Genomic DNA, 26749 nt, shown 5'->3' with positions numbered 1-26749 from the left:
ACGGGCGATAAGGAGATCGTGAAGCATGGCTTTCAAAACTTGGCAAACGGGCATTCATATTCAACAGGATAGGGTGCTGATCGTCGCACTGGCCCGGGAGAAGTCCGGCTGGTGTTTGCGGCGCTGGTGGGCAATCCCGCTGGCTGAAGGCATCATTCGTGACGGCAAAATTTATCAGTCAGAACAGCTGGTTGATGCGTTACGCGACTGGCGAAAAACGCTGCCGCACTACCACCGGGCGTTCCTCTCTTTCCCGGCAGCACGCACCCTGCAGCGGTCGCTTGCCCGTCCGACCGTTGCGCTGCGCGACAGCGAGCAGCTCTCATGGCTTGGCGCCGCGCTCGCCCGCGAACTGGAGATGTCTGCCGATACGCTCTGTTTCGATTACGTGCAGGATACGTTCAGCAATACCTTTCAGGTGACAGCCGCACAAAACAACGAGGTTGACACCCTTCTGGCGCTGGCGAAGGCGTTGCGTTTGCGGCTGATGACCATTACGCCGGATGCCAGCGCTCTGGCGAATCTTCTTCCTGCGGTGACACCAGCGAAGTGCATCGCCTGGCGGGACGAGCGGCAGTGGCTCTGGGCGATGCGCCACCAGTGGGGACGACGCTTTACCACAGAAGCAGACAATGTGGCTGAGCTGTCGGCGCTGCTGGCGCTTGGTCCGGATGACATCGCGCTGTTTGATAGCCGACGTGACCCGTGGGAAATCCTTGAGCGCTGCCATGCCCCGCTGCCGGACTGCGGCGCTGATTATACCGTTGCGCTGGCGCTGGCCATGAGCGAGGTGCCCGGATGAGCATCATGAACTTTCTGCCCTGGCGGCAGCAGCGGCGCGAGCGATGCCTGCGTTTCTGGGGCGCAATGTGTGTCGGTACCGTACTGTTAATCTTCATGGCCATTTTCTGTCTGCGGATGAACCCTCTTATGAGGCTGCACGCGCTGCAAACGGATCTGACGGGCATGCAGGCCGTGCAGCATGTGCTTCTCTCCCGGCAGAGACTCGCCTCACAGGCGCAGCTGCCAGCGCAGGAAATTCAACGACGTGCATGGCAACCGGTGCTGGAAGCCCTTTCCCGCACCATTCCGGCACAGGTCTGGCTGACAGAGCTGCGCTATCAGCCTCCTGCTCTGATGCTGAGCGGGTATGCCATAACCCTGCCGGCCCTGTCTGCTCTGCGCGATGCGCTTGGCCAAATAGCGGGTTTTACGCCCGGGACGGCGGGTGAGCTTCGGCGGGACAGCCAGGGGCGCTGGATGTTCACCCTTCAGCTTAAAAGCGAGGGGTAACGCGTGGATACCCTGTTAGAACGCTGGTGCGAAAGCCGTCCCTGGTATCGGGTACTCTTCTGGTGTCTGGGGAGTCTCCTGGCAGGACTGGCCGCGTGGGGTACCTTGCTCAGACCGGTAGACAGACAGTGTGCTGAACGACAGCGTCAGCTGATTCAGGACACGAGAGCTAACGCAGCGTTATGGCCTGCCGTCAGAAAGGTGCCTTTTCGTCCGGAAACGCCGGAATCACGGGAATTGATATCTTTTTCCCCGCTCGATTTTCAGGGTGATAACACGACGCTGATTCACTGGAAGCCGCTGCAGAACGGAGGGGAACTGATGCTGGAGGTTGAGTGGCAGGCGCTTCCGGCGCTTTTCTCCCGGCTGGCGCAGCGGGATGTGCAGATCGCCGCTTTTGCGATTGTGCCACAAGGTACAGCGTTGCGCCTGCGGCTGGAGCTGGCACATGCGAAATAGCGCGCGATATTTACTGATTTGCTCAGCGCTGCTATTGACCGGCATGCGCGATCCGTTTCGCCCGCCGGACGATCCCTGCGCCATTGGCGAGCTGGCGCAGTGGCACTATCGCGGCATGGTGGAAGGACAGCAGGCTATCGGCATTTTACAGGATGGGCAAAAGCGCTGGTACCGGCTGAAAACGCATGAGCGCTTCCCGGCAGGCTGGACGATAACAGCCATCAATGCAACGGAACTGGTTGTTGATGTGGGTGACACATGTGAACCAGAAAAATGGACGTGGCAACGAGAAGGAACGGATAAGAATGAATTTACGGATAATGCTGTGGCTGCTGGCGTTCAGCCATCCGCTGTGGGCCGCCGCGCCAAAACCGGTCACGCTGGTGGTGGATGACGTTCCTGTAGTCCAGGTGCTTCAGAGCCTGGCCGCACAGGAGAACCGTAATCTGGTGGTCTCGCCTGATGTCGGCGGCTCGCTTTCGCTTAACCTGACGCGCGTCCCCTGGCGGCAGGCGTTACAGACGGTAGTCTCCAGTGCCGGACTTGTCCTGCGCGAGGAAGCGGGCATTTTTTACGTGCATACCGCCGCCTGGCAGCGTGAGCAGCGGGAACGTTCAGAACAGGAGCGGGCGCGTCGGCAGCTTGATGCGCCGCTGGTGTCTCACACTATCCCTTTTTCCTATGCCGATGCCGGAGAGCTGCAAAAAGCCGCGGAAAAACTCCTGAGCCCTAAGGGGAGTTTATCTGTCGACAAACGCACCAACCGCCTGCTGATCCGGGATAACCAGACGGTGGTGGAGACGCTGCAGCGCTGGGCCGCTCAGATGGATATTCCCGTCGAACAGGTCGAGCTGGCGGCGCACATTGTGACCATTAATGAAAAAAGCCTGCGTGAGCTGGGAGTGAAGTGGAATCTCGCCGACGCCACCGACGCGGGCAAGGTTGGCCAGCTCACCACGCTTGGCAGCGATCTTTCCGTCGCCAGCGCCACCAGCCACGTAGGTTTTAACATCGGACGGATCAATGGTCGGCTGCTGGATCTGGAGCTCTCTGCGCTGGAGCAAAAACAGCAGGTCGATATCATCGCCAGCCCGCGGCTGCTGGCCTCGCATATGCAGCCGGCCAGTATCAAGCAGGGGAGTGAGATCCCGTATCAGGTCTCAAGCGGTGAAAGCGGCGCCACCTCCGTTGAGTTTAAGGAAGCGGTATTAGGGATGGAGGTCACGCCGGTGGTGTTACCGGGAGGGCGCGTGCGCCTGAAATTGCACATCAGCGAAAATATGCCTGGACAGGTTCTGCAGCAGGCGGACGGAGAAACGCTGGCGATCGACAAACAGGAGATAGAAACCCAGGTGGAGGTAAAAAGTGGAGAAACGCTGGCGTTAGGCGGAATTTTTTCGCAGAAGAACAAAACCGGCAGTGACAGCGTGCCGGGGCTGGGAAAAATCCCCTGGATTGGTCAGCTTTTTCGCCATGACGGGAAAGACAACGAACGGCGTGAGTTAGTGGTGTTTATTACACCACGTCTGGTCGGTATTCGCTGACGGGTAACGATCCCCGCAATGAATTTGCATTCAGTTTGTTGCAGATGTTTGACGTGGGGCATGAATTAGCATACAAGGAGTACCGATTTGAGTTGGACTTACGTCTTATTACCTTATGCGCCCGGCGCGGTGATTTAATCAGTTGCCAAACAAGCCGGAGTATTGAGATAATTTTTAGTCTGACTCTCGCTCTATTGCATATGAGGTTTCAGTTCATGTCCTGCTACGCCGGGTGTCTGCGCAGCGGGGATTACCATTAACGAATAGTCTTAGTAGTACCGATAAAATGGCAGAGAAACGCAATATCTTTCTGGTTGGGCCTATGGGTGCCGGCAAAAGCACTATTGGGCGTCAGTTAGCTCAACAACTCAATATGGAATTTTACGATTCTGATCAAGAGATTGAGAAACGAACCGGAGCTGATGTGGGCTGGGTTTTCGACGTAGAAGGCGAAGAAGGTTTCCGTGACCGAGAAGAAAAAGTGATCAACGAACTCACGGAAAAACAGGGCATCGTTCTGGCAACAGGCGGCGGCTCTGTGAAATCTCGCGAAACCCGCAACCGTCTCTCCGCCCGTGGCGTAGTGGTCTATCTTGAGACGACTATCGAGAAACAGCTGGCACGTACGCAGCGCGATAAAAAGCGCCCGCTGCTGCAGGTTGAAACGCCACCACGCGAAGTTCTGGAAGCGTTGGCCGATGAACGCAATCCGCTGTATGAAGAGATTGCCGATGTGACCATTCGTACTGACGACCAGAGCGCTAAAGTGGTTGCAAACCAGATTATTCATATGCTGGAAAGCAACTGATTCTGGCTTTATATACACTCGCCTGCGGGTAAAAGCATTAAAGGTGGATGTCGCGTCATGGAGAGGATTACAGTTACTCTCGGGGAACGTAGTTACCCTATCACCATCGCGGCTGGTTTGTTTAACGACCCAGCTTCCTTTTTACCACTGAAAGCGGGTGATCAGGCGATGCTGGTCACCAATGAGACGCTGGCTCCGCTTTATCTCGACCGCGTACGCCACCTGCTTGAGCAGGCGGGCGTAAAAGTCGACAGTGTGATTCTCCCCGATGGCGAGCAGTATAAAAGCCTGACGGTACTGGATACCGTCTTTACCGCATTGCTGCAAAAACCACACGGTCGCGATACAACACTGCTTGCCCTGGGCGGCGGTGTTGTTGGCGATCTGACCGGTTTTGCGGCCGCAAGCTATCAACGTGGCGTCCGTTTTATTCAAATCCCGACCACGTTGCTGTCCCAGGTCGACTCCTCTGTCGGTGGCAAAACGGCAGTCAACCATCCGCTCGGTAAAAACATGATTGGCGCCTTCTACCAGCCCGCATCGGTGGTGGTGGATCTCGACTGTCTGAAAACGCTGCCGAAGCGCGAGCTGGCTTCTGGTCTGGCGGAAGTGATCAAATACGGCATTATTCTGGATGGCGAGTTCTTTAGCTGGCTTGAAGAGAATATGGATGCGCTGCTGGGCCTGGATGAGGCTAAACTGGCATACTGCATTCGTCGTTGCTGTGAGCTGAAAGCAGAAGTTGTTGCCGCAGACGAGCGTGAAACGGGCTTACGTGCTTTACTGAATCTTGGGCATACGTTTGGTCACGCGATTGAAGCCGAAATGGGCTACGGTAACTGGCTGCACGGTGAAGCCGTTGCGGCCGGCATGGTGATGGCGGCTCGCACCTCCGAACGTCTCGGGCAGTTCAAGCCGGAAGAGACGGCACGCATCATTGCGCTGCTTGAGCGTGCAGGTTTGCCGGTAACCGGGCCGCAGGAGATGTCGGCGCAAGCGTATTTACCCCACATGATGCGCGATAAAAAAGTATTGGCAGGCGAGATGCGTCTTGTACTCCCGCTTGCAATAGGGAAGAGTGAAGTACGCGGCGGAGTGCCGCACGATGTCGTTCTTGGCGCTATCGCTGACTGTCAGCAGGCGTAACAACTAGAAAGGTCAGGCCACTGTCGCAGGTGGTCGTTTAGCTTCAGGTGAAATGCAAAGTCGTTGGCATAAGCCTTTGAGTGGGGTGTTAAATGGATGAATTCAAACCAGAAGACGAGCTGAAACCCGATCCCAGCGATCGTCGTACTGGTCGTTCTCGTCAATCTTCAGAACGTGATAACGAGCCGCAGATCAACTTTGACGATGTTGATCTGGATGCAGACGATCGTCGCCCTTCGCGCAGCCGCAACGCGCACGAAGAGCGAGCAGAAGAGGATTATGAGTCCGAAGAAGATTCAATGGACGAACAGCCTGTAGAGCGTCGCCCGCGTAAACGTAAAAAAGCCGCTACGCCTAAACCGGCGTCCCGCCAGTACATCATGATGGGCCTTGGCGTTCTGGTGCTTGTGCTGCTGATTGTCGGCATTGGCTCCGCGCTTAAAGCACCGTCAACGAACTCAACCGAGCAAACGGCTTCCGCTGAGAAGAGCATCAACCTGTCCGGTAACGATGCGTCCAATCAGGCGAATGGTGCACAGCCTGCTCCGGGTACCACTTCCGCAGAGCAGACCGCAGGGAACACCGCAGCGCCGCAGGATGTTTCTCTGCCGCCTGTTTCTTCAACCCCTGCTCAGGGTCAGGCACCTGCTACGCCTGAAGGCCAGCAGCGCGTAGAAGTTCAGGGAGACCTGAACAATGCGCTGACGCAGCCGCAGAACCAGCAGCAGGTTGATAACGTCGTGGTTAACTCTACGCTGCCAACTGAACCTGCAACCGTTGCCCCGGTTCGCGGTGGTAATGCTCAGCCGCAAGCGGCCGCGACGGAAACCAAGCCGCGCCAGACGCAGACTGCGGCACGTCCTGAACGTAAGCAGGCGGTGATTGAGCCTAAGCGTGAAACTAAACCTCAGGCAGTCGTTAAAGCGCCTGAAGTGAAAGCTGTTCCGGCCCAGCCGAAACATACCGAAACGGCCGCGGTGAGCGAGCCGGCTAAAGCGCCCGTCACGCAGACTGCGCCGAAAGCCACGGCGACCACCACGGCACCGGCTGCCACAGCTGCACCTGCAGCCACGGCTCCAGCAGCCACGGCAACAGCCTCCAGCAGCGCCGCAGGTAAAACTGCAGGTAACGTTGGCTCGCTGAAGTCTGCGCCATCCAGCAACTACACGCTGCAACTGAGCAGTTCGTCTAACTATGACAACCTCAACAGCTGGGCGAAGAAATCAAATCTGAAAAACTACGTTGTTTATCAGACGACCCGTAACGGTCAGCCGTGGTATGTGCTGGTGAGCGGTGTTTATTCGTCCAAAGATGAAGCAAAACGTGCCGTAGCGGCGCTGCCAGCTGATGTTCAGGCGAAAAACCCATGGGCGAAGCCGATTCATCAGGTTCAGGCCGATCTGAAGTAATGTTTAAAGCGCAGGATGCTGTCGGAGCTTTCTCCACAGCTGGAGAAGGTGTAATCAGTTAGTCAGCATGAAAAAAAATCGCGCTTTTCTGAAATGGGCAGGGGGGAAATACCCCCTGCTCGATGATATTAAAAAGCACCTGCCTAAAGGCGAGTGTCTTATCGAACCTTTCGTGGGGGCAGGATCGGTGTTCCTCAACACTGATTTTTCTCGTTATATCCTGGCGGATATCAACAGCGACCTTATCAGCCTCTATAACATCGTTAAGCTGCGTACCGATGAGTATGTCGCCGAGGCGCGCAAACTGTTTACGCCCGAGAACAATAACCCGGACGTTTACTACCAGTACCGCGCGGAGTTTAACCAGAGCCAGGACCCGTTCCGCAGAGCCCTGCTGTTCCTCTACCTCAACCGACATGGTTACAACGGCCTGTGTCGGTATAATCTGCGCGGGGAGTTTAACGTGCCTTTTGGCCGGTATAAGCGCCCGTATTTTCCGCAGGACGAGCTGTATCACTTTGCCGAAAAAGCGCAGAACGCGGAGTTTCATTGCCTCTCCTATGAAGAGTGTATGGAACTGGCAGGCGTAAACTCGGTGGTTTACTGTGACCCGCCTTACGCGCCGCTGTCTGCGACGGCGAACTTCACCGCCTATCACACCAACAGCTTCAGCCCGGCCGAACAGGCTCGTCTGGCGGAGATGGCGGAAAAGCTGGTCAGCAAAAGAATTCCGGTGTTAATTTCGAATCACGACACGCCTGATACGCGCGAATGGTACAAAGCCGCGAAGCATTTTCAGGTTAAGGTGCGGCGTAGCATTAGCAGCAACGGCGGCACACGTAAAAAGGTGGACGAACTCCTGGCTCTTTATCGCCCCTGAGCCGTTTTGCCCGCCGGTAAACACATTTCAAGGAGAAGCGGATGAAACAGTTTTTGATTGCTCCCTCAATTCTGTCGGCCGATTTTGCCCGCCTGGGTGAAGACACTGCCAACGCACTGGCGGCTGGCGCGGATGTCGTCCATTTCGACGTGATGGATAACCACTACGTTCCAAACCTGACCATCGGTCCGATGGTGCTCAAGGCGCTGCGTAACTATGGCATTACCGCCCCGATCGATGTTCACCTGATGGTGAAACCGGTTGACCGCATCGTGCCTGACTTCGCCGCGGCGGGTGCCAGCATCATCACTTTCCATCCGGAAGCCTCTGAACATGTGGATCGCACGCTGCAGCTGATCAAAGAGAACGGCTGTAAAGCGGGTCTGGTGTTTAACCCGGCCACGCCGCTGAGCTATCTCGACTATGTAATGGACAAGCTGGACGTGATCCTGCTGATGTCCGTTAACCCGGGCTTTGGCGGCCAGTCATTCATCCCTCACACGCTGGATAAGCTGCGTGAAGTCCGCCGTCGTATTGACGAGTCAGGCTACGATATTCGTCTGGAAGTGGACGGCGGCGTGAAAGTGAATAACATTGGTGAAATTGCGGCGGCAGGCGCGGATATGTTCGTTGCCGGTTCAGCCATTTTCGACCAACCGGATTACAAAAAAGTCATCGATGAAATGCGCCGCGAGCTGGCGAAGGTAAGTCATGGATAAATTACAGGCTATGCGGGGTGTGGCATTCGACCTCGACGGCACGCTGGTTGACAGCGCGCCGGGCTTAACGAGCGCCGTTGACCAGGCGCTGTACGCACTTGAGCTGCCCGTTGCAGGTGAAGAACGCGTGGTAACGTGGATTGGCAACGGCGCCGATGTTCTGATGGAGCGTGCGCTGACGTGGGCTCGCCAGGAGCGCGCGTCGCAGCGTTCCGCGCAGGGTAAACCGAGCGTCGATCACGCTGACATTCCTAAGGATGAGCAGCTGCGTATTCTGCGCAAACTGTTCGATCGTTTCTACGAAGAGACCGTCGAGGAGGGCAGTTTCCTGTTCCCGGACGTTCAGGAAACGCTGAGCGCGCTTCACGCGAAGGGTATCCCGCTGGGGCTGGTGACTAACAAGCCAACCCCGTTCGTTGCGCCTCTGCTGGAAGCGCTCGATATCGCGAAGTATTTCTCCGTGATTGTGGGCGGCGATGACGTGCAGAACAAAAAGCCGCATCCGGAACCGCTTTTGCTGGTGGCAGGAAAATTATCCTTAACGCCCGCGGAGCTGCTCTTTGTCGGGGATTCGCGCAATGATATTCTGGCTGCCCGAGCGGCAGGGTGTCCTTCCGTCGGATTAACCTATGGCTACAACTACGGTGAGGCCATCACGCTAAGTGAGCCGGATGTGGTCTTCGACCACTTCAAAGATTTGTTGCCCGCACTCGGGCTTTCGCACAGTGAACATCAGGAATTGAATAATGACTAAGCCCATCGTTTTTAGTGGCGCACAGCCTTCAGGTGAATTGACCATTGGTAACTACATGGGTGCGTTACGTCAGTGGGTCAGCATGCAGGATGACTACCATTGCATCTACTGCATCGTCGATCTCCATGCGATTACCGCGCGTCAGGATCCTGAGAAGCTGCGCAAAGCCACTCTCGATACGCTGGCGCTGTACCTGGCCTGCGGCATCGATCCTGAGAAAAGCACCATCTTCGTTCAGTCTCACGTGCCGGAGCACGCGCAGCTGGGCTGGGCGCTGAACTGCTACACCTATTTCGGCGAGCTGAGCCGCATGACCCAGTTCAAGGATAAATCCGCGCGCTACTCTGAGAACATCAACGCCGGTCTGTTTGACTATCCGGTGCTGATGGCGGCGGACATCCTGCTGTACCAGACAAACCAGGTCCCGGTGGGTGAAGACCAGAAGCAGCATCTGGAGCTGAGCCGCGATATCGCCCAGCGCTTTAACGCGATCTACGGTGATGTGTTCAAAGTGCCAGAGCCGTTTATTCCGAAGTCCGGCGCGCGCGTGATGTCGCTGCTGGAGCCGACCAAAAAGATGTCCAAGTCTGACGATAACCGCAACAACGTTATCGGCCTGCTGGAAGACCCGAAATCCGTCGTCAAAAAGCTCAAGCGCGCGGTCACCGACTCCGACGAGCCGCCTGTTGTGCGCTACGACGTGCAGAACAAAGCGGGCGTCTCCAACCTGCTGGATATCCTCTCCGGCGTGACCGGCCAGAGCATTCCTGAGCTGGAACAGCACTTCGAAGGCAAGATGTACGGCCACCTGAAAGGTGAAGTGGCAGACGCCGTTTCCGGCATGCTGACCGAGCTGCAGGAGCGCTATAACCGCTATCGCAATGACGAAGCCTTCCTGCAGAAGGTGATGAAAGAGGGCGCGGAAAAAGCCAGCGCGCGCGCGTCCGAAACCCTGAAAGCGGTATACAACGCGATTGGGTTTGTGGGTAAACCTTAAGTAAAAGCAAAACGGTAACCACGTTACCGTTTTTAGGGTTTGTTCCCTCTCCCTGTGGGAGAGGGTCAGGGTGAGGGCATCAGGCCGACTTCCCTAAACAAAAAAACCGGGACATCCCGGTTTTTTTACGCCTGTAAAACGCTTACTGCTGCGCCGCCGGGCCGCAACCGCCGATGATCTTCGAAATGGAGATCGCCGGATGCAGCAGGTAATCATAGCTGCAGTTATTTTTGGTGTTCTGTACGTGGCCGGTGCAGGCCGTCAGTGTCGATAACAGGCCAACCAGAACGGCGGCTTTTGCCAGTTTGAACATACGCATTCCTTGTCTTAAAAACGAAAATTGGATGTAACTCAAGGGAATAAAGGGAAAAGTTCCACTTCGGGGCGGTATGTTATCGACAGCGGTAAGAGGGGAGTAGTCCGCTTAAGGACTACTCCGGGAAGGAAGAGTATGCGTTAGTGATTCGAGAACCAGTTCAGCCTGTCGCGCAGTTCAACCACGCGGCCCACCACAATCAGCGCCGGGCTTTCAACCTGCTGCGCCAGCTCACCGAGCTGCGTCAGTACACCATCCACCACGCGCTGCGTAATGGCGGTGCCGTTTTCGACCAGCGCGACGGGCATATCCGCATTCATACCGTGCTCCAGCAGCTTCGCCTGAATCGTGGCGGCCTGATTGAGCCCCATGTAGAACACCAGCGTCTGCTTTTCGGCGGCCAGATTATGCCAGTCCAGCTCGCTGCCGGTCTTCAGGTGGCCCGTCACCAGACGCACGCTCTGGGCGTAATCCCGGTGGGTCAGCGGAATGCCAGAGTACGCTGAGCAGCCGGATGCTGCCGTAATGCCCGGCACGACGGAGAACGGAATGCCCGCGTCGCACAGGGTTTCCAGCTCCTCGCCGCCGCGACCAAAGATAAACGGATCGCCGCCCTTAAGGCGCACCACGCGCTTACCTTTCTGCGCCTCGCGCAGCAGGATCTGGTTAATCTCCTCCTGCGGCACGCAGTGGTAGCCCGCCCGTTTGCCAACGAATACGCGGTCGGCATCGCGACGGACCAGATTCATGATGTCATCAGAAACCAGACGGTCGTACACCACGATATCCGCCTGCTGGATCTGCTGTAGTCCTTTTAACGTCAGCAGACCCGCATCGCCGGGACCTGCGCCCACCAGCACCACTTCGCCTCGATGATCTAGGGGTTCGGAGAGTAACTGCGTCGTTGTCTCTTCAACCGCCTTCACGTCCTGATTCGCCAGCGACTGCGCCAGCCTGTCGTTCACAAAGAATTTTTCCCAGAAGCGGCGGCGCTCGCCCACTGTCGAGAAGGTTTGCTTCACGCGGGAGCGGAGTTGCCCGGCATAATGCGCAATCTGACCAAGATGCTGGGGCAACAGGGCTTCCAGTTTTTCCCGCAGCAGACGCGCGAGAACCGGTGAACGTCCCCCGGACGATACCGCAATCATCAGCGGCGAGCGGTCGATAATCGACGGCATGATAAAGCTGGCCTCTTTCGGCGCATCCACCACGTTGCAGAAGATACGGCGCGCTTCGCAGGCATCGCTCACGCGCTGGTTCACTTCATCGTCATCCGTCGCGGCAATGGTCAGCCAGCAGGTATCCAGCAGGGATTCATTAAACGCACCCTGTTCCAGCGTGAGCATCCCTTCCTGCGCCCAGACCTCAAACTGGGGGGCGAAGTCGAGGGCGTTGACGGTGAGTCGGGCGCCAGCCTCTAACAGCAGGCGCGCTTTGCGTTCAGCCACGTCGCCGCCGCCCACGAGCAGGCAGTCGCGGTTGCGTAATTGACAAAAAATCGGCAGGTGATCCACGACGTTACCTCGCAGCATTCATGGAGGGGGTAAGAATTGACGTCAGGATAACAGCAGGGATCGCACAGAACATACGACTTTCCTGCCGTTATCCCTAAAAGGGCGGGGGATTAGCCTTTCAGCTGCACCTTACCGTCCTTCACGCGGACGTCGTAGTGCTTCACAGAGCGGCTCTCATCTTCCATGCAATACCCGTCGCTTAAGCGGAAACGCTGCTTTTTCAACGGGCTGGCGACCCACAGTTCACCCTGGTGCTCGGCAATCAGTCCGCGGGAGAGCACGCTGGCCTCGAAGAACGGGTCGATATTGCTGATAGCAAAGACCTGTTCATCGTGACGAGGGCGGAAAATCGCCACCTGCTCGTTGCCCAGCAGCGCACAGACGCCGGTGGCGGGGAGAATGTCGTTAATATTGCAGATGTTTACCCACTGGCTCATGCATTTTCCTCCACCAGCGTGACCGGAATACGTTCATACGGCGTCGCCGGACGATGCTGTTCGCGCTCCGGCACAACCTGTACGTTCGGGTCGCGCTGGGTGCTGTTGATAAAGTGTTTGAAGCGTGTCTGCGCCGCCGGGGTGTTGACGGTTTCCGTCCACTCGCAGATCACCGCCTCGCGCAGGCGCGCCATTTCCGCTTCCAGATGCTCGTTCAGGCCCAGCTTGTCGTCGATGATGACCGATTTCAGGTAGTCGATGCCGCCCTCGAGGTTATCGAGCCAGGAGGCGGTACGGGTCAGCTTATCGGCGGTACGGATGTAGAACATCATGAAGCGGTCGAGATACTGAATCAGCGTGTCGCGATCGAGATCCGCCGCCAGCAGGTCCGCATGGCGCGGTTTCATCCCGCCGTTGCCGCACACATACAGGTTCCAGCCTTTCTCGGTGGCAATAATACCCACGTCTTTACCCTGCGCTTCCGCACATTCGCGGGTGCAGCCGGAGACACCAAACTTCATTTTGTGCGGGGTACGGATGCCTTTGTAGCGGTTTTCCAGCTCCACGCCGAAGCCCACGCTGTCGCCGACGCCGTAGCGACACCAGGTGCTGCCCACGCAGGTTTTCGCCATGCGCAGCGCTTTGGCGTACGCGTGGCCGGTTTCGAAGCCCGCTTCAATCAGCTGACGCCAGATTTCCGGCAGATCGTCCTTCTGCGCGCCGAACAGGCCGATACGCTGGGAGCCGGTAATTTTGGTGTAAAGGTTAAATTCACGTGCGATACGGCCCACCGCGACCAGCCCTTCCGGCGTAATTTCACCACCGGCCGAGCGTGGAATCACGGAGTAGGTGCCGTCTTTCTGGATGTTGGCCAGGAAGTTGTCGTTGGTGTCCTGCAGCGGCGTGTGCTCCGGCTTGAGCACGTATTCGTTCCAGCAGGAGGCCAGCAGGGAGCCGACGGTCGGTTTACACACTTCACAGCCGTAGCCCTGGCCGTGCTTAGCCAGCAGTTCATCGAAGGACTTGATGCCTTCAACACGGATCAGGTGGTACAGCTCCTGGCGAGAATACGCGAAGTGCTCGCACAGGTTGTTGTTCACTTCGATGCCCTGTTTCGCCAGTTCGGCGTTCAGCACCTGAGTGACCAGCGGAATACAGCCGCCGCAGCCGGTACCGGCTTTGGTTTCCGCTTTCAGCGCCGCAACGGTGTGGCACCCTTTGTTGATCGCGGAGATCAGCATGCCTTTGGTGACGTCGAAGCAGGAGCAAATCTGCGCGCTGTCCGGCAGTTTATCTACGCCGATAGACGGCTTGCCGCTGGAGGCGTGCGCCGGGAGGATCAGCGCGTCCGGGTTTTCCGGCAGTTCGATGGCGTTGAGCACCAGTTGGAGCAGGTTGCCGAAGTCGCTGGTGTCGCCCACCAGCACCGCGCCGAGCAGGGTTTTGTTGTCCTGGCTGACGATGAGTCGTTTGTAGACCTCTTTGCTTTCGTCGAGATAGACATAGCTGCGGGAATTCGGGGTGCGGCCGTGCGCATCGCCAATACCGCCTACGTCCACGCCCAGCAGCTTCAGCTTGGCGCTCATGTCTGCGCCAGTAAACGCGTTTTCGCTGCCGAGGATATGGTCCACGGCGACCTGCGCCATTTTGTAGCCCGGCGCCACCAGACCGTATACGCGGTTGTTCCAGCTGGCGCATTCGCCGATAGCGTAGATATCCGGATCGGAGGTCTGGCAGGCGTCGTTAATCATGATCCCGCCGCGCTGCGCTACGGCCAGCCCGCACTGGGTCGCCAGCTTGTCGCGCGGACGAATACCGGTGGAGAAGACGATGAAGTCCACTTCCAGCTCGCTGCCGTCGGCAAAGCGCATGGTTTTGCGTGCTTCGGTGCCTTCCTGGACAATCTCTTTGGTGTTCTTGCTGGTGTGAACCTTCACGCCCATGCTCTCGATTTTACGACGCAGCTGGTCACCGCCCATGTGGTCCAGCTGTTCGGCCATCAGCATCGGGGCAAATTCGATGACGTGGGTTTCAACGCCGAGGTTTTTCAGCGCGCCAGCCGCTTCCAGGCCCAGCAGACCGCCGCCGACCACCGCACCGCGCTTGCTGCGGCGTGCGCAGGACTCAATGGCGTTGAGGTCTTCAATGGTACGGTAGACGAAGCAATCCTGCGTTTCCGAGCCTTTAATCGGCGGGATCCACGGATAGGAGCCCGTCGCCATGATCAGCTTGTCGTAAAAAACCGTACGCCCGGCGCTGGAGTGGATCACTTTTTCCTGACGGTTGATGGTGATAGCGCGTTCGCCCACCAGCACCTTTACGCCATGCTTCTCGTAGAAACCTTCCCGCACCAGAGAGAGCTCTTCGGCGGTATGATGGGAGAAGTAGGAAGAGAGGTGCACACGGTCGTACGCCTTGCGGGGTTCTTCACAGAACACGGTAATATCGAACTGCTCAGCATCGGCTTTATCGAGAAGATCCTCGATAAAGCGGTGGCCGACCATGCCGTTACCGATGATAGCGAGTCTGACTTTGCTCATTATTGCCTCGATTTCTTTTCTATTATTGCCTACCTTAACGATTCAGCAGGGGCGCTTATTGATGCAAATCAAATACGTCTTCGCCTACTCCTTAGGTGGTATATAACTGATTTGTCAGGATTTTTATAAGTATTGGAAATCGAAGGCTTTTCGTGTTCGTTGAATTTGTGTACAACTCAGGGGCGATTTTGCAAAAAACGATACGCCTGAATATCAGCGGCGTTTTTTAGGGGAAAGGTATGTCTACAGCACCGTTATGGCTTGTTCAGAATGTTCGTTTACCGGGTCGGGAAGGGCTGTGGCAGCTCGCCATTGAGAACGGGCGATTTGGTGACATCACCCCGATGGACGACACCCATGCCGAAAGTTATGAAGTACTGAATGCGCGCGGTGGGCTGGCTATTCCGCCGTTCATCGAGCCGCACATCCATCTTGATACCACCCAGACGGCGGGTGAGCCGAACTGGAACCAGTCCGGCACGCTGTTCGAAGGCATCGAGCGCTGGGCCGAGCGCAAGGCGTTGCTCAGTCATGAGGACGTTAAAGCGCGCGCCTGGAAAACGCTGAAGTGGCAAATTGCCAACGGCATTCAGTTTGTTCGCACCCATGTGGATGTCTCCGACCCGACGCTGACCGCCCTGAAGGCGATGCTGGAGGTGAAGCAGGAGGTGGCGCCGTGGGTAACGCTGCAAATCGTCGCGTTCCCGCAGGAAGGTATTCTCTCTTATCCGAACGGCGCGGCGCTGCTGGAAGAGGCGTTAAAGCTGGGCGCCGACGTGGTTGGGGCGATCCCACACTTCGAATTTACCCGGGAATATGGCGTCCAGTCGCTGCACATCGCTTTCGAGCTGGCGAAGAAGTATGACCGTCCGCTGGATATTCACTGCGACGAAATTGACGACGAACAGTCGCGGTTTGTCGAGACGGTGGCCGCGCTGGCGTATGAGGCCGGTATTGGGCCGCGCGTGACGGCCAGCCACACCACCGCCATGCACTCCTATAACGGCGCTTACACCTCGCGGCTCTTCCGCCTGCTGAAAATGTCGGGGATTAACTTCGTCGCGAACCCGCTGGTCAACATCCACCTGCAGGGGCGCTTTGATGACTATCCGAAGCGTCGCGGCATCACCCGGGTGAAAGAGCTGCAGGAGGCGGGCATTAACGTCTGCTTCGGTCACGACGACGTCTTCGACCCGTGGTACCCGCTCGGCACCGGCAACATGCTGCAGGTGCTGCATATGGGGCTGCACGTCTGTCAGATGATGGGCTACCCGCAAATCGACAGCGGCCTGAATCTCATCACCCACAACAGCGCCCGGACCTTTGGCCTGAGCGATTACGGCATTGAAACGGGAAACCCGGCAAACCTGATTATTCTGCCTGCGGAGAGCGGGTTTGAAGCGGTGCGCTGTCAGGTGCCGGTGCGCTGGTCGATTCGTCAGGGGCGCGTGATCGCTACGACCCAGCTGGCGCAGACCTGGATCCAGATGGATACCGGAGGAGAAGAGGTAAGTTTCGCCAGAAACAGCCCCTCTGCCTAATGCAAAGGGGCGCAGGGTTTAGTGCGATGCCGCTGCCGCGTTGTGCTGGCGGTGGCGGGTAACAAAGCCCAGGATGAAGCACATGATGAACACCACGGCGTACAGACCGTTCGCGGTATGCAGCGCGGCCAGCGGGCCGCTGTGGGCAACGATCGGGCCCGTCACCACGAAGGTCAGCATGGTGCCGATGGTGCCACAGGTCAGAACGAAGTTAACCAGCTTCGGCGAGGCCACTTTGGTCTGCAGGGAGCCCAGGGTGATGATCGAGGTGTAGATCGCGCTGGAGAAGAAGCCCAGGGTCAGAATGAACCACGGCATATGTTCCGGGGAGCCGTTGATGAACAGGTACATCAGCACGGTCGCCAGGCCTGCCAGCACGGTCAGAATGCGCTGCAGGTCGAAGAAGCGCAGGATGAAGCTAAACGCCCACATGCCGAACATGTAAGACATCCAGAAATCGCTCACCAGTTGACCCGCATCGTTCAGGCTCATGCCCAGACCTTTGGCGTATTCCGGTACCCAGGAGATAAAGCCCAGCTGGCCCAGGATGTAGCACAGTGCGGCGATGGAGAGGAACAGCACGCCGATTCCCCACTTTTCTTTCGCAACGGGCTCTGCGGTGGTTTGCGCTTTCTTGCCCAGCACCGGGAACTCGCAGCCGAAGGTCAGAATAAAGATCGCCACGTAGACCAGACCAATGCAGGCATAGACCCAGTACCACTCGATGCTGCGCGCCAGCAGAACGGCCGCGACCATCGGGAAAATCATTCCGGCCATGCTGAAGAAGGAGTCGGTAAACAGCAGGCGCGCGCCGCGCTGGCGGCCTTCATACATATGGGTAATCAGGAACGTACCGATCGACATGGTGATCCCGCTGACCAGACCAAGCACGAACATCGCGGCGGAGAACAGCGCGATGCTGTGGCTTAGCATCAGGCCAGCCACGGCGGCGACCATCAGCACAAAGCCAAAACGCAGCTGGGTTTTCAGCGGCACGATTTCCATCAGCCAGGCATTCAGGAAAATAGAGATCAGGATCCCTGCGTTGAGGAAGGTGAAGGTATTACTCATGCTGGAAACGGGCAGCTGGAAGTAGTCTGCGATATTTCCCATCACCATCCCGGTGACGATCACCAACGCGCCGGTCAGGGCGTAGGAGAAGAAGCTGATCCATGTGAGCTTGATGCGATTGCTGTTAGTCATGTCTGGCCTGTTCAGAAAAAGAAAAGCGCCCAGGGGGCGCTGAGAGCGGGCAGATTTTAGACATTAAAGTGATCTATTCATATCTTTTAAGAGAAATTAGAACTTCATTGCATGTTTTTGTGTGATCCTGATCACACAAAATGGTGCTAAAGCCAACCGTTTGCGTGGTTACAACTGTTTCAATTTCGTAAAATTAGGTAAAAGGCTGGTCTCCGTTCATACTGCTCTTTAGAATCAAGCCATTCGCTTTTTATACTGCGCTTTGTTAAGGAATTCTCATGCTCAAATCAACACTGGCGGCTGTTGCAGCTGTGTTTGCTCTTTCTGCCGTTTCCCCTGCTGCGCTGGCAGCCAAAGGGGACCCTCACGTTCTGCTGACCACCTCCGCCGGGAACATTGAGCTGGAACTGAATAGCCAGAAAGCTCCGGTTTCTGTGAAAAACTTCCTCGACTACGTGAACAGTGGTTTCTATAACAACACCACCTTCCACCGCGTGATCCCTGGCTTTATGGTGCAGGGCGGCGGCTTCAACGAGCAGATGCAGCAGAAGCAGCCGAACCCGCCTATTAAAAACGAAGCGGACAACGGCCTGCTGAACAAGCGCGGCACCATCTCCATGGCGCGTACCGCAGACAAAGATAGCGCGACCAGCCAGTTCTTCCTGAACGTGGCGGATAACGCCTTCCTCGACCACGGTCAGCGTGACTTCGGCTATGCGGTGTTCGGTAAAATCGTGAAAGGGATGGACGTGGCTGACAAGATTTCTCAGGTGCCTACTCACGACGTCGGTCCGTATCAGAATGTGCCGTCAAAACCGGTGGTTATCCTCTCCGCAAAAGTTCTGCCGTAATTCTTCTGAACGCGGGCTCTCCTGCCCGCGTGATGTCACCCTCCCTGCGAAAGCGCGTTTTGCTGCTTATACTTGTGGCAAACGGACTATTCAGGGAGGCGTTAAGTGAAAAAACTCACCGACAAGCAAAAATCCCGTCTCTGGGAACAGCAGCGTAACGTCAATTTACAGGCCAGTTGTCTCCTTGAAAAAGGTAATGGTCCCTCGCAACCCCACATTGAGACGCTGGAGCTTGGGCCTTCCGCGCCTGGGTTGCCCCATCTGTGCCTTATTCATCGTCATCTGTATCGCAGCGAGATGAAGCGGGCAGGCGAACTCCGTACCGAGGATATTTTTAAAGGTGATATTCCGTTCTGCCATTTCGAATACATCGAAAAGATGGGTAACGAGCTGATGGCGGCGCTGGAAAGCGAAAAATATCTTGTGGGTCTTGAGAAAGCGGCGTTTGTTGACCGGGTTAGCCACTATTACTGCGAAATCAACATGCTGCATCCCTTCATACGCGGCAACGGTATTGCCCAACGCGTGTTCTTCGAGCAATTGGCGCTCCATGCAGGCTACGCGCTGGACTGGCGCGATATCGATCCCGAGCAGTGGGTGGCGGCTAACCGCAGCGGCGCAACGGGTGATTTATCCGCGCTGAACGCTATCTTTGCCAAAGTAGTGAGCGAAGCGCGGGAATCTGAGTAGAATAGGGCGGCATTTTTTTCGGGAGCCGCCATGATTCTGCTGATTGATAACTACGATTCCTTCACCTGGAACCTTTACCAGTATTTTTGCGAACTGGGTGCCGAGGTGGTTGTTCGTCGCAACGACGAGATCGATCTCGCCGATATCGAGACGCTGGCTCCACAGAAAATCGTGATTTCTCCGGGGCCGTGTACGCCCTCGGAGTCGGGTATTTCTCTGGATGTGATCCAGCACTATGCCGGCAGGCTGTCGATCCTGGGCGTCTGTCTGGGCCATCAGGCGATTGCCCAGGCGTTTGGTGCCACCATCGTGCGCGCCGCCAAAGTGATGCACGGTAAAACCTCCCCGGTCACCCACACGGGCACCGGAGTGTTCACGGGGCTCAATAATCCGTTAACCGTGACGCGCTACCATTCCCTGGTCATTGACCCGTCGACGCTGCCCGACTGCTTTGAGGTGACGGCCTGGAGCGATACGCAGGAGATCATGGGGATTCGTCACCGCGAATGGGATCTCGAAGGCGTGCAGTTTCACCCGGAAAGCATCCTCAGCGAGCAGGGCCATGCGCTGCTGGCAAATTTCCTCCATCGCTGAATAACTGTTGCCTTGCTGTGATTTTTTATGCATATTTTGTGATTATATTTTCACAATCAATGTGACATAAAATGGATGGGCATGACATGGCAACTGAACAACCAGCAATTACCCGCGCGACATTTGATGAAGTGATCCTGCCGATTTATGCACCGGCTGAGTTTATCCCGGTGAAGGGAAAGGGCAGCCGCGTCTGGGATCAGCAGGGTAAAGAGTATGTGGATTTCGCGGGCGGTATTGCGGTCACGGCGCTGGGTCATTGCCATCCCGCGCTGGTTGAGGCGCTAAAAACCCAGGGCGAAACCCTGTGGCACACCAGCAACGTGTTCACCAACGAACCGGCGCTGCGCCTGGGACGTAAGATCATAGATGCCACCTTCGCCGAGCGCGTGCTATTTATGAACTCCGGCACCGAAGCCAACGAAACCGCCTTTAAGCTGGCACGCTACTACGCGACAACGCGTCACAGCCCGTACAAAACCAAAATCATCGCCTTCCACAATGCCTTCCACGGACGCTCCTTCTTTACCGTCTCCGTTGGCGGCCAGCCGAAGTATTCCGACGGGTTTGGCCCGAAACCGGCTGATATCGTCCACGTGCCGTTTAACGATCTGCACGCGGTGAAAGCGGTGATGGACGACCACACCTGCGCGGTGGTGGTCGAGCCGATTCAGGGTGAAGGCGGCGTGACCGCGGCAACTCCGGAATTCCTGAAAGGGCTGCGCGCGCTGTGCGACGAGCATCAGGCGCTTCTGGTCTTTGATGAAGTGCAGTGCGGAATGGGGCGTACCGGCGATCTGTTCGCCTATATGCACTACGGCGTGACGCCGGATATTCTGACCAGCGCGAAAGCGCTCGGCGGCGGTTTCCCGGTGAGTGCGGTACTGACGACGCAGGAGATCGCCTCCGCGTTCCACGTTGGCTCTCACGGCTCTACCTACGGCGGTAACCCGCTGGCGAGCGCCGTAGCGGGCGCCGCGTTCGACATCATCAACACGCCGGAGGTGTTGAACGGCGTTAGCGCGAAGCGCGAGCTGTTCGTAAAACACCTGCAAAAGATTGACGAGCAGTACGACGTGTTCAGCGAGATCCGCGGGATGGGACTGCTGATTGGCGCTGAGCTGAAGCCGCAGTACAAGGGACGCGCGCGTGATTTCCTGCATGCCGCCGCTCGCGAAGGGGTGATGGTGCTGAACGCCGGGCCGGACGTGATGCGCTTTGCGCCGTCGCTGGTGGTGGAAGATAAAGACATCGAAGACGGGTTAACCCGCTTTGCCGCCGCGGTCGCGAAGATCGTAAAAGGTTAATACGCCGTCCGCTTCAACCTGCGGGTTAGCCAAATCCCGTGATGCGGACGCTGACGCCATGCCACCGAAGAAATGGTGTGCATGGTGTTCAGATGCCCCAGTACGCGCTGCAAATGCTGCTCCAGGGTGCTCATTGGCCCGTGGGTTAACGTTTCCGGCGCTTCCAGAATGTTCGAATCTCCCGACTCACCCGGCGAGTCATATTCCAGACGCTGCTGACACCGCTGCAACGCAATTTCACACGACTGCAAATAGCGCTGCGCCAGATCCGGCGTCAGCATCGTGTGCTCGCGCGCCAGCGTGGTCATGGCGTTAATGTGCTCGACGATAAACTGGCTGTGCGTCACCCAGAGCTTCATATCGGCCAGATAGTGCGAGTTAAAGCCCGGCTCCTGCATCGCCTGATTGAGCGAGTTAAACAGGGCGTTGTGCGCCTGGTTGACCTTCATGCGCTGATACGCCAGCGGGGAGGGCTGCGGGTCGTCGCTCAGGATCAGGCGAATGGCCTGCTGGTCGGCTTCCAGCGCGTCGTGGGCGTTCTGGCGCAGCAGTCCGCTTTGCCACTGCGGCCAGAGCCAGACCATACCACCGAAGGCAATCAGGCAGCCGATCAGGGTATCGATCAGCCTGGCGACAATAAACTGTTCGCCATTGAGCGTGAGTAGCTGCAGGGTGTATACCGCCGTCACCGTGAAGCCCACCATCGCCCAGCCGTAGTTTTTGCGGATAATCAGGTAGCTCACCAGCGTGATCGCCAGCATCCCTGCCAGGGTGTAGCCTTCCGGCACGTGGAAGTGCAGCGTCACGCCCGCGATGATCAGCCCGGCCATCGTTCCGCCAGCCCGATGCAGAATACGCACCCGCGTGGCGCCGTAGCCGTTCTGGGTGACAAACAGCACGGTCATTAAGATCCAGTAGGGTTTCGGCAGATGCAGCGCCATGCCCATCAGGCTGGCGGTACTGAGCATCACGCTAATTCTTGCGGCGTTGCGCAGGGCGGACGACTTAAGAGAAAGATAGCTTTTGAGCGCGGGCAATAGCGGCAGCCGTTTCTGCTTATCCGCCATCAGGTCGCGGGGATAAAGCGGGCGCAGCGTGCGCAACACGCGGGCGATACGGCTGAAGTGCCAGGCGGCAAACTGGCCGACCGGGTTATCCGGATGCTGACGAGCGATTTTCTCCAGCGCGCCCAGCTGTTTATCCATGTTAAAGCGCGTCGGGTAGCGGTGATAGAGAATATCATCGGCCAGCACGCGCAGGCGTGCGGACACGGTTTGCGCGTTCCAGCGGATCACCGCTTCGGCGTGGCTGCGCTCGACCAGCTTTTGCACCTCCTGCGGGTGGTGCAGGCTCACGGAGATATGCTCCTGCAGATCCAGCCCGACCTGGAAGGTGCGCAGCAGCCGTTTGTATTCGTGGTTCTTGTTGGCGGCGAGCATATGCAGCTGCTGATAGCACTGGCTTATCAGATCCACCACCTTCTGCTGGCGCGTCAGCAGGGGCGGTAAGGATTTTTCCGGATCGGTATGCTGGGTCAGCAGGGTGTATTTGGCTTCGCAGTAATCCGCAAGCTGCACATAGAGCAGGCTCAGGGATTCACGCAGCGGCTGCTCCCGCCACAGCCAGAACCAGAACCAGTTAAACAGGCCGTACCATAATGTCCCCAGGGCGTAGATCAGCAGCGGCTCCCACACCGGCATATTCCCGGCGAGGCTCAGCGTGAAAATGGCCGCAATCAGCGACGCGGGAAGCAGGCGGGCGTGCAGCGAACTGATTTCCGCCGTGACGCCGAGGGTCATCGCCAGCACGGTCAGGATCAGCGGCAGCGGGATATCCCGAGCCAGTAAAAGCTGTACGGCGAGGCTACAGCCCGCAAACAGGCAGCCGCCGATAATCAGGCGTTTGAAAAAGCGCTTATGCGGCGTGTCCAGACCGGCGATGTTGCAGCAGGCAGGCACGAGGGAAAACAGCAGACCTTGCTGAAGATGTCCGAGGATCAGGCCTATGGCCACGGGAAGACACAACACCAGCGTTTGTCGCAGTGCGTAGTTAACTTCCGGGTGATAGATCAGCCTGCGCCACATGGGGAGTAGAGACAAAAACGGCGTGACACCTTGCGATGGCACGCCGTTTAAGCGGAATTAACGCGTTCCGTAAACCACGATGGTTTTACCGTGGGCAGAGATCAGGTTTTGATCTTCCAGCATTTTCAGGATACGGCCCACTGTTTCACGGGAGCAACCGACGATCTGACCAATTTCCTGACGGGTAATTTTAATTTGCATGCCGTCCGGGTGGGTCATGGCGTCTGGCTGTTTCGCCAGGTTCAGCAGGGTCTGTGCGATACGGCCAGTCACGTCCAGGAAGGCGAGGTTGCCCACTTTCTCTGAGGTGACCTGCAGACGGCGCGCCATCTGGGAAGAAAGACGCATCAGGATGTCAGGGTTAACCTGAATCAGCTGACGGAACTTCTTGTAAGAAATTTCAGCCACTTCACATGCTGTCTTTGCACGAACCCAGGCGCTACGTTCCTGGCCCTCTTCAAACAGGCCCAGTTCACCGATGAAATCGCCCTGGTTCAGATAAGAAAGGATCATCTCTTTCCCTTCTTCATCTTTGATCAGCACTGCCACCGAGCCTTTAACGATGTAATACAACGTTTCCGCTTTTTCACCCTGGTGAATCAGCGTGCTCTTTGATGGGTACTTATGAATGTGGCAATGAGACAAGAACCATTCGAGAGTCGGGTCTGTTTGCGGTTTGCCAAGCACCATGCGCTGTTATCCTCTGTTATAAGCTGTCACCAGAGTCATCAGATGCATCCGGACTCTGGGGTTGCAATCGAATTCTTACCCATACCCTGGGAAGTCGGCTACCGTAACGTTTCGCAGCCAGTAAAGTTTGATGTCCTCTGCATACATGTGTAACGTCAATGTATTACTGTAGCATCCAGAGTGTTTTAGCATAGCTTTCGCCGCGTGTCTCCTGGTGTCTCGCTTCAGCATGATGCAGGTCGCCTTCCATTGCGAGAAATGTAACGCACGCGTAATCTGTCACCAAAAATGCAACGTTGGAGTTTAAGAATATGCAAGCGCGCGTGAAATGGGTTGAAGGTTTAACGTTCCTGGGCGAGTCCGCGTCAGGACACCAGATTTTGATGGACGGTAACTCCGGCGATAAAGCGCCAAGCCCAATGGAAATGGTGCTGATGGCGGCAGGGGGATGCAGCGCCATTGACGTGGTGTCGATTCTGCAAAAAGGTCGTCATGACGTGACGGATTGTGAGGTTAAACTCACGTCAGAACGTCGCGAAGAGGCGCCACGCCTGTTCACCCATATTAATCTGCACTTTGTGGTCACCGGTAAAGAGTTGAAGGACGCAGCGGTCTCGCGTGCGGTGGATCTGTCTGCGGAGAAGTACTGCTCTGTGGCGTTAATGCTGGAGAAAGCGGTAAAAATCACGCATTCGTATGAAGTGATCGAGGCTTAATTATTGGGGCATCGTGCGTGTTGATGCCCTCACCCTAACCCTCTCCCACAGGGAGAGGGAACATGTTCACGCAATCTGCTTCCCTTCCATCAGTCGCTCCACCAGCGGCGTCATGATGAGCTCCATCGCCAGCCCCATTTTTCCGCCCGGCACGACTAACGTATTCATGTGCGAAATAAACGAGCCCTGCAGCATGGCCAGTAGCCAGGGGTAATCAATGCCTTCGAGATTGCGGAAATGGATCACCACAAAGCTCTCATCAAGGGACGGGATACTTTTGGCGGCAAACGGGTTGGAGGTGTCCACCGTCGGCACGCGCTGGAAGTTGATATGGGTACGGGAGAACTGCGGCGTCAGGAAGTTGATGTAATCTTCCATGGAGCGCACCACCGAGTCCATCACCGCCTCTCGTGAATGGCCGCGCTCGCTCATGTCGCGCGTCAGCTTCTGGATCCACTCCAGGTTAACGATAGGGACCACGCCGACCAGCAGATCCACGTGGCGCGCCACGTCGTGTTGAGGAGTGACCACGCCACCGTGCAATCCTTCGTAAAACAGTACGTCGGTGGGTTCCGGCAGCGGTTGCCACGGGGTGAACGTCCCCGGCACCTGATTCCAGGGAACAGCTTCATCATAGGTATGCAGATACTTGCGGGACTGCCCTTTGCCGCTCTGACCGTACTCTATAAAGGTTTGTTCCAGCAGGCCGAAGTCATTGGCTTCCGGGCCGAAATAGCTGATGTGTTTACCCAGATCGCGCGCTTTACGGATGGCCATGTCCATCTCCGGACGCGTGTAGCGGTGAAAGCTGTCGCCTTCGACCTCCGCCGCACGAAGATTCAGCTGGGCGAAAATCTTGCGAAAGGCGAGGCTGGTGGTGGTGGTTCCCGCACCACTCGACCCCGTAACGGCAATAACCGGATGTCTGGCAGACATAGCAACTCCCTGACTTAAAAGGGTGGAAGATCAGCCGTGAAACGCGTTGCGGGGCATGATATTGACCGTCTCATGCAGTTCTGACCACACCAGCACCACGTCGCCGCTTTTCAGCTGGCGCTTTACATCGTTGACCTTTTGCTCAAGCGAGCGTTCCTGTTCACCATAATCGGTGCCTTCGCGTAATACAAAGCTTTCAATCAGATTATCGAGCGTTTCGGGAGCCAGATCCTGCCAGGGAATAATCATTTTGCACCGTCCAGATAAGGGGTTAGCCAGTCAGGAATACGCGTCTCAAGCCACATTTTCGGGCGGCGCAGCGTACCGCCGATAAACCCGACGTGGCCGCCGTGCTCGGTCAACTGATAGTGAACGTTGTCGGGCAGGAATTCCTGAGCGGGGATCGAATGATGATCCATAAACGGGTCATCTTTGGCATGAATGATCAGCGTTGGCTGCGTGATCTTGCTGAGCAGCGGCATGGCGCTGCACTGACGATAATAGTCAATCGCATCGGCGAAGCCGTGGATTTTCGCGGTGATCAGGTCGTCGAACTCGCGAATACGGCGCACCTTTTTCAGCTGACGCAGGCTTACCGGCAGGGTATCCGGGTAGGCTTTCAGCTTACGCGCCGCGTTGGCCTTCAGCAGGTTGAGTAGGTAGCGCTGATAGACGCGGGAAAAGCCTTTATCCATGTGGTAGCTGCACTGCTCCAGCATAAACGGCGCGGAGACAATGACGGCGGCATCCAGCGGTACGCTTTCACCCTCTTTGGCCAGCAGGCAGGCCAGCATATTGCCGCCCAGCGAGTAGCCCACCGCGGCGGTCGGCACGGTGCCAAAGTTGTCCCGTAGCCAGTGTAAAAACCACGTTCCGTCTTCGGTTTCACCCGAGTGATAAATGCGTTTCTGACGATTCGGTTCGCCGCTGCAGCCGCGAAAATGCATCACCACGCCGAGCCAGCCGCGCGCTTTTGCCGCCTCAATTAACCCATGTGCATACGGGCTGTGCAGGCTGCCTTCCAGACCGTGAAAGACCACCAGACGCGGCTTATGGCGGGCCTGCTCCGGCGCTTCGCTCCAGGCGAGATCCAGAAAATCACCGTCTGGCAGGTCAAGCCGCTGCCAGTGTGGGGTGAACTGAACCTTGCGGCGGATCAGTCGCGGCAGCATGGTCTGCAAATGGCGATTGGCCACGCCGCGCATAGGCACGAACTCAGTGCTGTCTTCGGCCGCAATGTCGAAGTCTGATGGAATGATTTGGGTCATAAGGGCGATGCTGATTCTTGTCAGAAATTTACGGTACTTTCCGAATTGTACCC

The 26749-nt window shown here is 56.9% G+C and carries 28 protein-coding genes; 18 read left to right on the top strand and 10 right to left on the bottom strand.

From position 1 onward, the window contains the following. Nucleotides 1–25: 25 nt before the first annotated feature. The 12 genes from pilM (at nucleotide 26) to trpS (ending at nucleotide 10009) form a co-directional block, all read left to right on the top strand. A complete protein-coding gene (gene pilM / locus ACMGG5_RS04265; protein WP_420277549.1) occupies nucleotides 26–802 on the top strand; it encodes a pilus assembly protein PilM in 777 nt (258 codons plus the stop codon). Beyond that, nucleotides 799–1293 (top strand): PilN domain-containing protein, encoded by a 495-nt coding sequence (locus ACMGG5_RS04260; RefSeq protein ID WP_420277548.1) that lies wholly within the window; start codon nucleotides 799–801, stop codon nucleotides 1291–1293. Before pilM ends, ACMGG5_RS04260 begins: the two co-directional genes overlap by 4 nt. A 3-nt stretch (nucleotides 1294–1296) precedes the next feature. Next, a complete protein-coding gene (locus ACMGG5_RS04255) occupies nucleotides 1297–1752 on the top strand; it encodes a hypothetical protein (protein WP_032645260.1) in 456 nt (151 codons plus the stop codon). Further along, a complete protein-coding gene (locus tag ACMGG5_RS04250; protein WP_407859177.1) occupies nucleotides 1742–2146 on the top strand; it encodes a HofP DNA utilization family protein in 405 nt (134 codons plus the stop codon). The genes ACMGG5_RS04255 and ACMGG5_RS04250 overlap by 11 nt, the downstream gene beginning before the upstream one ends. Beyond that, entirely contained in the window at nucleotides 2073–3296 is a 1224-nt protein-coding gene (gene hofQ, locus ACMGG5_RS04245; RefSeq protein WP_420278601.1) for a DNA uptake porin HofQ, read from the top strand. Before ACMGG5_RS04250 ends, hofQ begins: the two co-directional genes overlap by 74 nt. Before the next feature lie 286 nt (nucleotides 3297–3582). Then, entirely contained in the window at nucleotides 3583–4104 is a 522-nt protein-coding gene (aroK, locus tag ACMGG5_RS04240; protein ID WP_003861630.1) for a shikimate kinase AroK, read from the top strand. 57 nt (nucleotides 4105–4161) lie between these two features. Then, a complete protein-coding gene (aroB, locus tag ACMGG5_RS04235) occupies nucleotides 4162–5250 on the top strand; it encodes a 3-dehydroquinate synthase (protein WP_024907920.1) in 1089 nt (362 codons plus the stop codon). A 92-nt stretch (nucleotides 5251–5342) separates the two neighbouring features. Continuing rightward, nucleotides 5343–6659: a cell division protein DamX gene (damX, locus tag ACMGG5_RS04230; protein ID WP_420277547.1), complete on the top strand. Its 1317-nt coding sequence runs from the start codon at nucleotides 5343–5345 to the stop codon at nucleotides 6657–6659. Nucleotides 6660–6726: 67 nt separating this feature from the next. Then, on the top strand, nucleotides 6727–7539 hold the full coding sequence (gene dam / locus ACMGG5_RS04225) for an adenine-specific DNA-methyltransferase (RefSeq protein ID WP_024907922.1): 813 nt from the start codon (nucleotides 6727–6729) through the stop codon (nucleotides 7537–7539). Nucleotides 7540–7580: 41 nt separating this feature from the next. Then, the gene (rpe, locus tag ACMGG5_RS04220; protein WP_008503032.1) at nucleotides 7581–8258 is read left to right on the top strand and encodes a ribulose-phosphate 3-epimerase; all 678 of its coding nucleotides are present in this window, start codon (nucleotides 7581–7583) and stop codon (nucleotides 8256–8258) included. Then, the gene (gph, locus tag ACMGG5_RS04215) at nucleotides 8251–9012 is read left to right on the top strand and encodes a phosphoglycolate phosphatase (protein WP_420277546.1); all 762 of its coding nucleotides are present in this window, start codon (nucleotides 8251–8253) and stop codon (nucleotides 9010–9012) included. Before rpe ends, gph begins: the two co-directional genes overlap by 8 nt. Continuing rightward, the gene (gene trpS, locus ACMGG5_RS04210; protein ID WP_148769869.1) at nucleotides 9005–10009 is read left to right on the top strand and encodes a tryptophan--tRNA ligase; all 1005 of its coding nucleotides are present in this window, start codon (nucleotides 9005–9007) and stop codon (nucleotides 10007–10009) included. The genes gph and trpS overlap by 8 nt, the downstream gene beginning before the upstream one ends. 142 nt (nucleotides 10010–10151) lie before the next feature. On the opposite strand, the gene ACMGG5_RS04205 is transcribed toward trpS, so the two are convergent. The 4 genes from ACMGG5_RS04205 to nirB all read right to left on the bottom strand — a co-directional run bounded on the left by ACMGG5_RS04205 (nucleotide 10152) and on the right by nirB (nucleotide 14816). Beyond that, the gene (locus ACMGG5_RS04205) at nucleotides 10152–10322 is read right to left on the bottom strand and encodes a YhfL family protein (protein WP_008503029.1); all 171 of its coding nucleotides are present in this window, start codon (nucleotides 10320–10322) and stop codon (nucleotides 10152–10154) included. A 143-nt stretch (nucleotides 10323–10465) separates the two neighbouring features. Further along, a complete protein-coding gene (cysG, locus tag ACMGG5_RS04200) occupies nucleotides 10466–11839 on the bottom strand; it encodes a siroheme synthase CysG (RefSeq protein WP_048989696.1) in 1374 nt (457 codons plus the stop codon). A 110-nt stretch (nucleotides 11840–11949) separates the two neighbouring features. Continuing rightward, nucleotides 11950–12276: a nitrite reductase small subunit NirD gene (gene nirD, locus ACMGG5_RS04195; RefSeq protein WP_032648347.1), complete on the bottom strand. Its 327-nt coding sequence runs from the start codon at nucleotides 12274–12276 to the stop codon at nucleotides 11950–11952. Then, nucleotides 12273–14816, bottom strand: coding sequence for a nitrite reductase large subunit NirB (gene nirB, locus ACMGG5_RS04190; protein ID WP_032648349.1), 2544 nt, complete (start codon nucleotides 14814–14816; stop codon nucleotides 12273–12275). Before nirB ends, nirD begins: the two co-directional genes overlap by 4 nt. A gap of 239 nt (nucleotides 14817–15055) precedes the next feature. Between nirB and ACMGG5_RS04185 the strand changes: the two genes are divergently transcribed. Continuing rightward, nucleotides 15056–16357, top strand: coding sequence for a cytosine deaminase (locus tag ACMGG5_RS04185; protein WP_148769867.1), 1302 nt, complete (start codon nucleotides 15056–15058; stop codon nucleotides 16355–16357). Between the two features lie 18 nt (nucleotides 16358–16375). On the opposite strand, the gene tsgA is transcribed toward ACMGG5_RS04185, so the two are convergent. Beyond that, nucleotides 16376–17560, bottom strand: a complete 1185-nt coding sequence (gene tsgA / locus ACMGG5_RS04180) for an MFS transporter TsgA (protein ID WP_061716375.1) — start codon at nucleotides 17558–17560, stop codon at nucleotides 16376–16378. 278 nt (nucleotides 17561–17838) lie between these two features. On the opposite strand from tsgA, the gene ppiA reads away from it, so the two are divergent. The 4 genes from ppiA to argD all read left to right on the top strand — a co-directional run bounded on the left by ppiA (nucleotide 17839) and on the right by argD (nucleotide 21002). Further along, the gene (ppiA, locus tag ACMGG5_RS04175) at nucleotides 17839–18411 is read left to right on the top strand and encodes a peptidylprolyl isomerase A (RefSeq protein WP_023309471.1); all 573 of its coding nucleotides are present in this window, start codon (nucleotides 17839–17841) and stop codon (nucleotides 18409–18411) included. Between the two features lie 105 nt (nucleotides 18412–18516). Next, on the top strand, nucleotides 18517–19101 hold the full coding sequence (locus ACMGG5_RS04170; protein ID WP_420277545.1) for a putative adenosine monophosphate-protein transferase Fic: 585 nt from the start codon (nucleotides 18517–18519) through the stop codon (nucleotides 19099–19101). Nucleotides 19102–19131: 30 nt separating this feature from the next. After that, entirely contained in the window at nucleotides 19132–19695 is a 564-nt protein-coding gene (pabA, locus tag ACMGG5_RS04165; RefSeq protein WP_420277544.1) for an aminodeoxychorismate synthase component 2, read from the top strand. 86 nt (nucleotides 19696–19781) lie between these two features. Continuing rightward, nucleotides 19782–21002 carry a bifunctional acetylornithine/succinyldiaminopimelate transaminase gene (gene argD / locus ACMGG5_RS04160; RefSeq protein ID WP_198313984.1) on the top strand — a complete coding sequence of 407 codons (1221 nt, stop codon included), beginning with the start codon at nucleotides 19782–19784 and terminating at the stop codon, nucleotides 21000–21002. Here the strand turns inward: argD and ACMGG5_RS04155 are convergent. Beyond that, a complete protein-coding gene (locus ACMGG5_RS04155; protein WP_420278600.1) occupies nucleotides 20999–23086 on the bottom strand; it encodes a YccS/YhfK family putative transporter in 2088 nt (695 codons plus the stop codon). The two genes, argD and ACMGG5_RS04155, sit on opposite strands and share 4 nt — an antisense overlap. A 57-nt stretch (nucleotides 23087–23143) precedes the next feature. Then, on the bottom strand, nucleotides 23144–23776 hold the full coding sequence (gene crp, locus ACMGG5_RS04150; protein WP_000242758.1) for a cAMP-activated global transcriptional regulator CRP: 633 nt from the start codon (nucleotides 23774–23776) through the stop codon (nucleotides 23144–23146). Nucleotides 23777–24087: 311 nt separating this feature from the next. Between crp and ACMGG5_RS04145 the strand changes: the two genes are divergently transcribed. After that, nucleotides 24088–24492 (top strand): OsmC family protein, encoded by a 405-nt coding sequence (locus ACMGG5_RS04145; protein ID WP_008503018.1) that lies wholly within the window; start codon nucleotides 24088–24090, stop codon nucleotides 24490–24492. Between the two features lie 66 nt (nucleotides 24493–24558). Here ACMGG5_RS04145 and ACMGG5_RS04140 read toward each other — a convergent pair whose 3' ends face one another. The 3 genes from ACMGG5_RS04140 to ACMGG5_RS04130 are packed head-to-tail and all read right to left on the bottom strand — an operon-like array spanning nucleotide 24559 to nucleotide 26696. Further along, nucleotides 24559–25428 carry a phosphoribulokinase gene (locus ACMGG5_RS04140; RefSeq protein ID WP_008503017.1) on the bottom strand — a complete coding sequence of 290 codons (870 nt, stop codon included), beginning with the start codon at nucleotides 25426–25428 and terminating at the stop codon, nucleotides 24559–24561. Between the two features lie 30 nt (nucleotides 25429–25458). Further along, a complete protein-coding gene (locus ACMGG5_RS04135) occupies nucleotides 25459–25677 on the bottom strand; it encodes a YheU family protein (RefSeq protein ID WP_008503016.1) in 219 nt (72 codons plus the stop codon). Continuing rightward, a complete protein-coding gene (locus ACMGG5_RS04130) occupies nucleotides 25674–26696 on the bottom strand; it encodes a hydrolase (RefSeq protein ID WP_032648359.1) in 1023 nt (340 codons plus the stop codon). Before ACMGG5_RS04130 ends, ACMGG5_RS04135 begins: the two co-directional genes overlap by 4 nt. Nucleotides 26697–26749: the final 53 nt, after the last annotated feature.

This window comes from Enterobacter sp. BNK-34 (assembly GCF_048684445.1).
Lineage (GTDB): Bacteria > Pseudomonadota > Gammaproteobacteria > Enterobacterales > Enterobacteriaceae > Enterobacter > Enterobacter pseudoroggenkampii.
The sequence above is the reverse complement of the archived record's forward strand: the minus strand, read 5'-3'. Positions and strand labels throughout refer to the sequence as shown.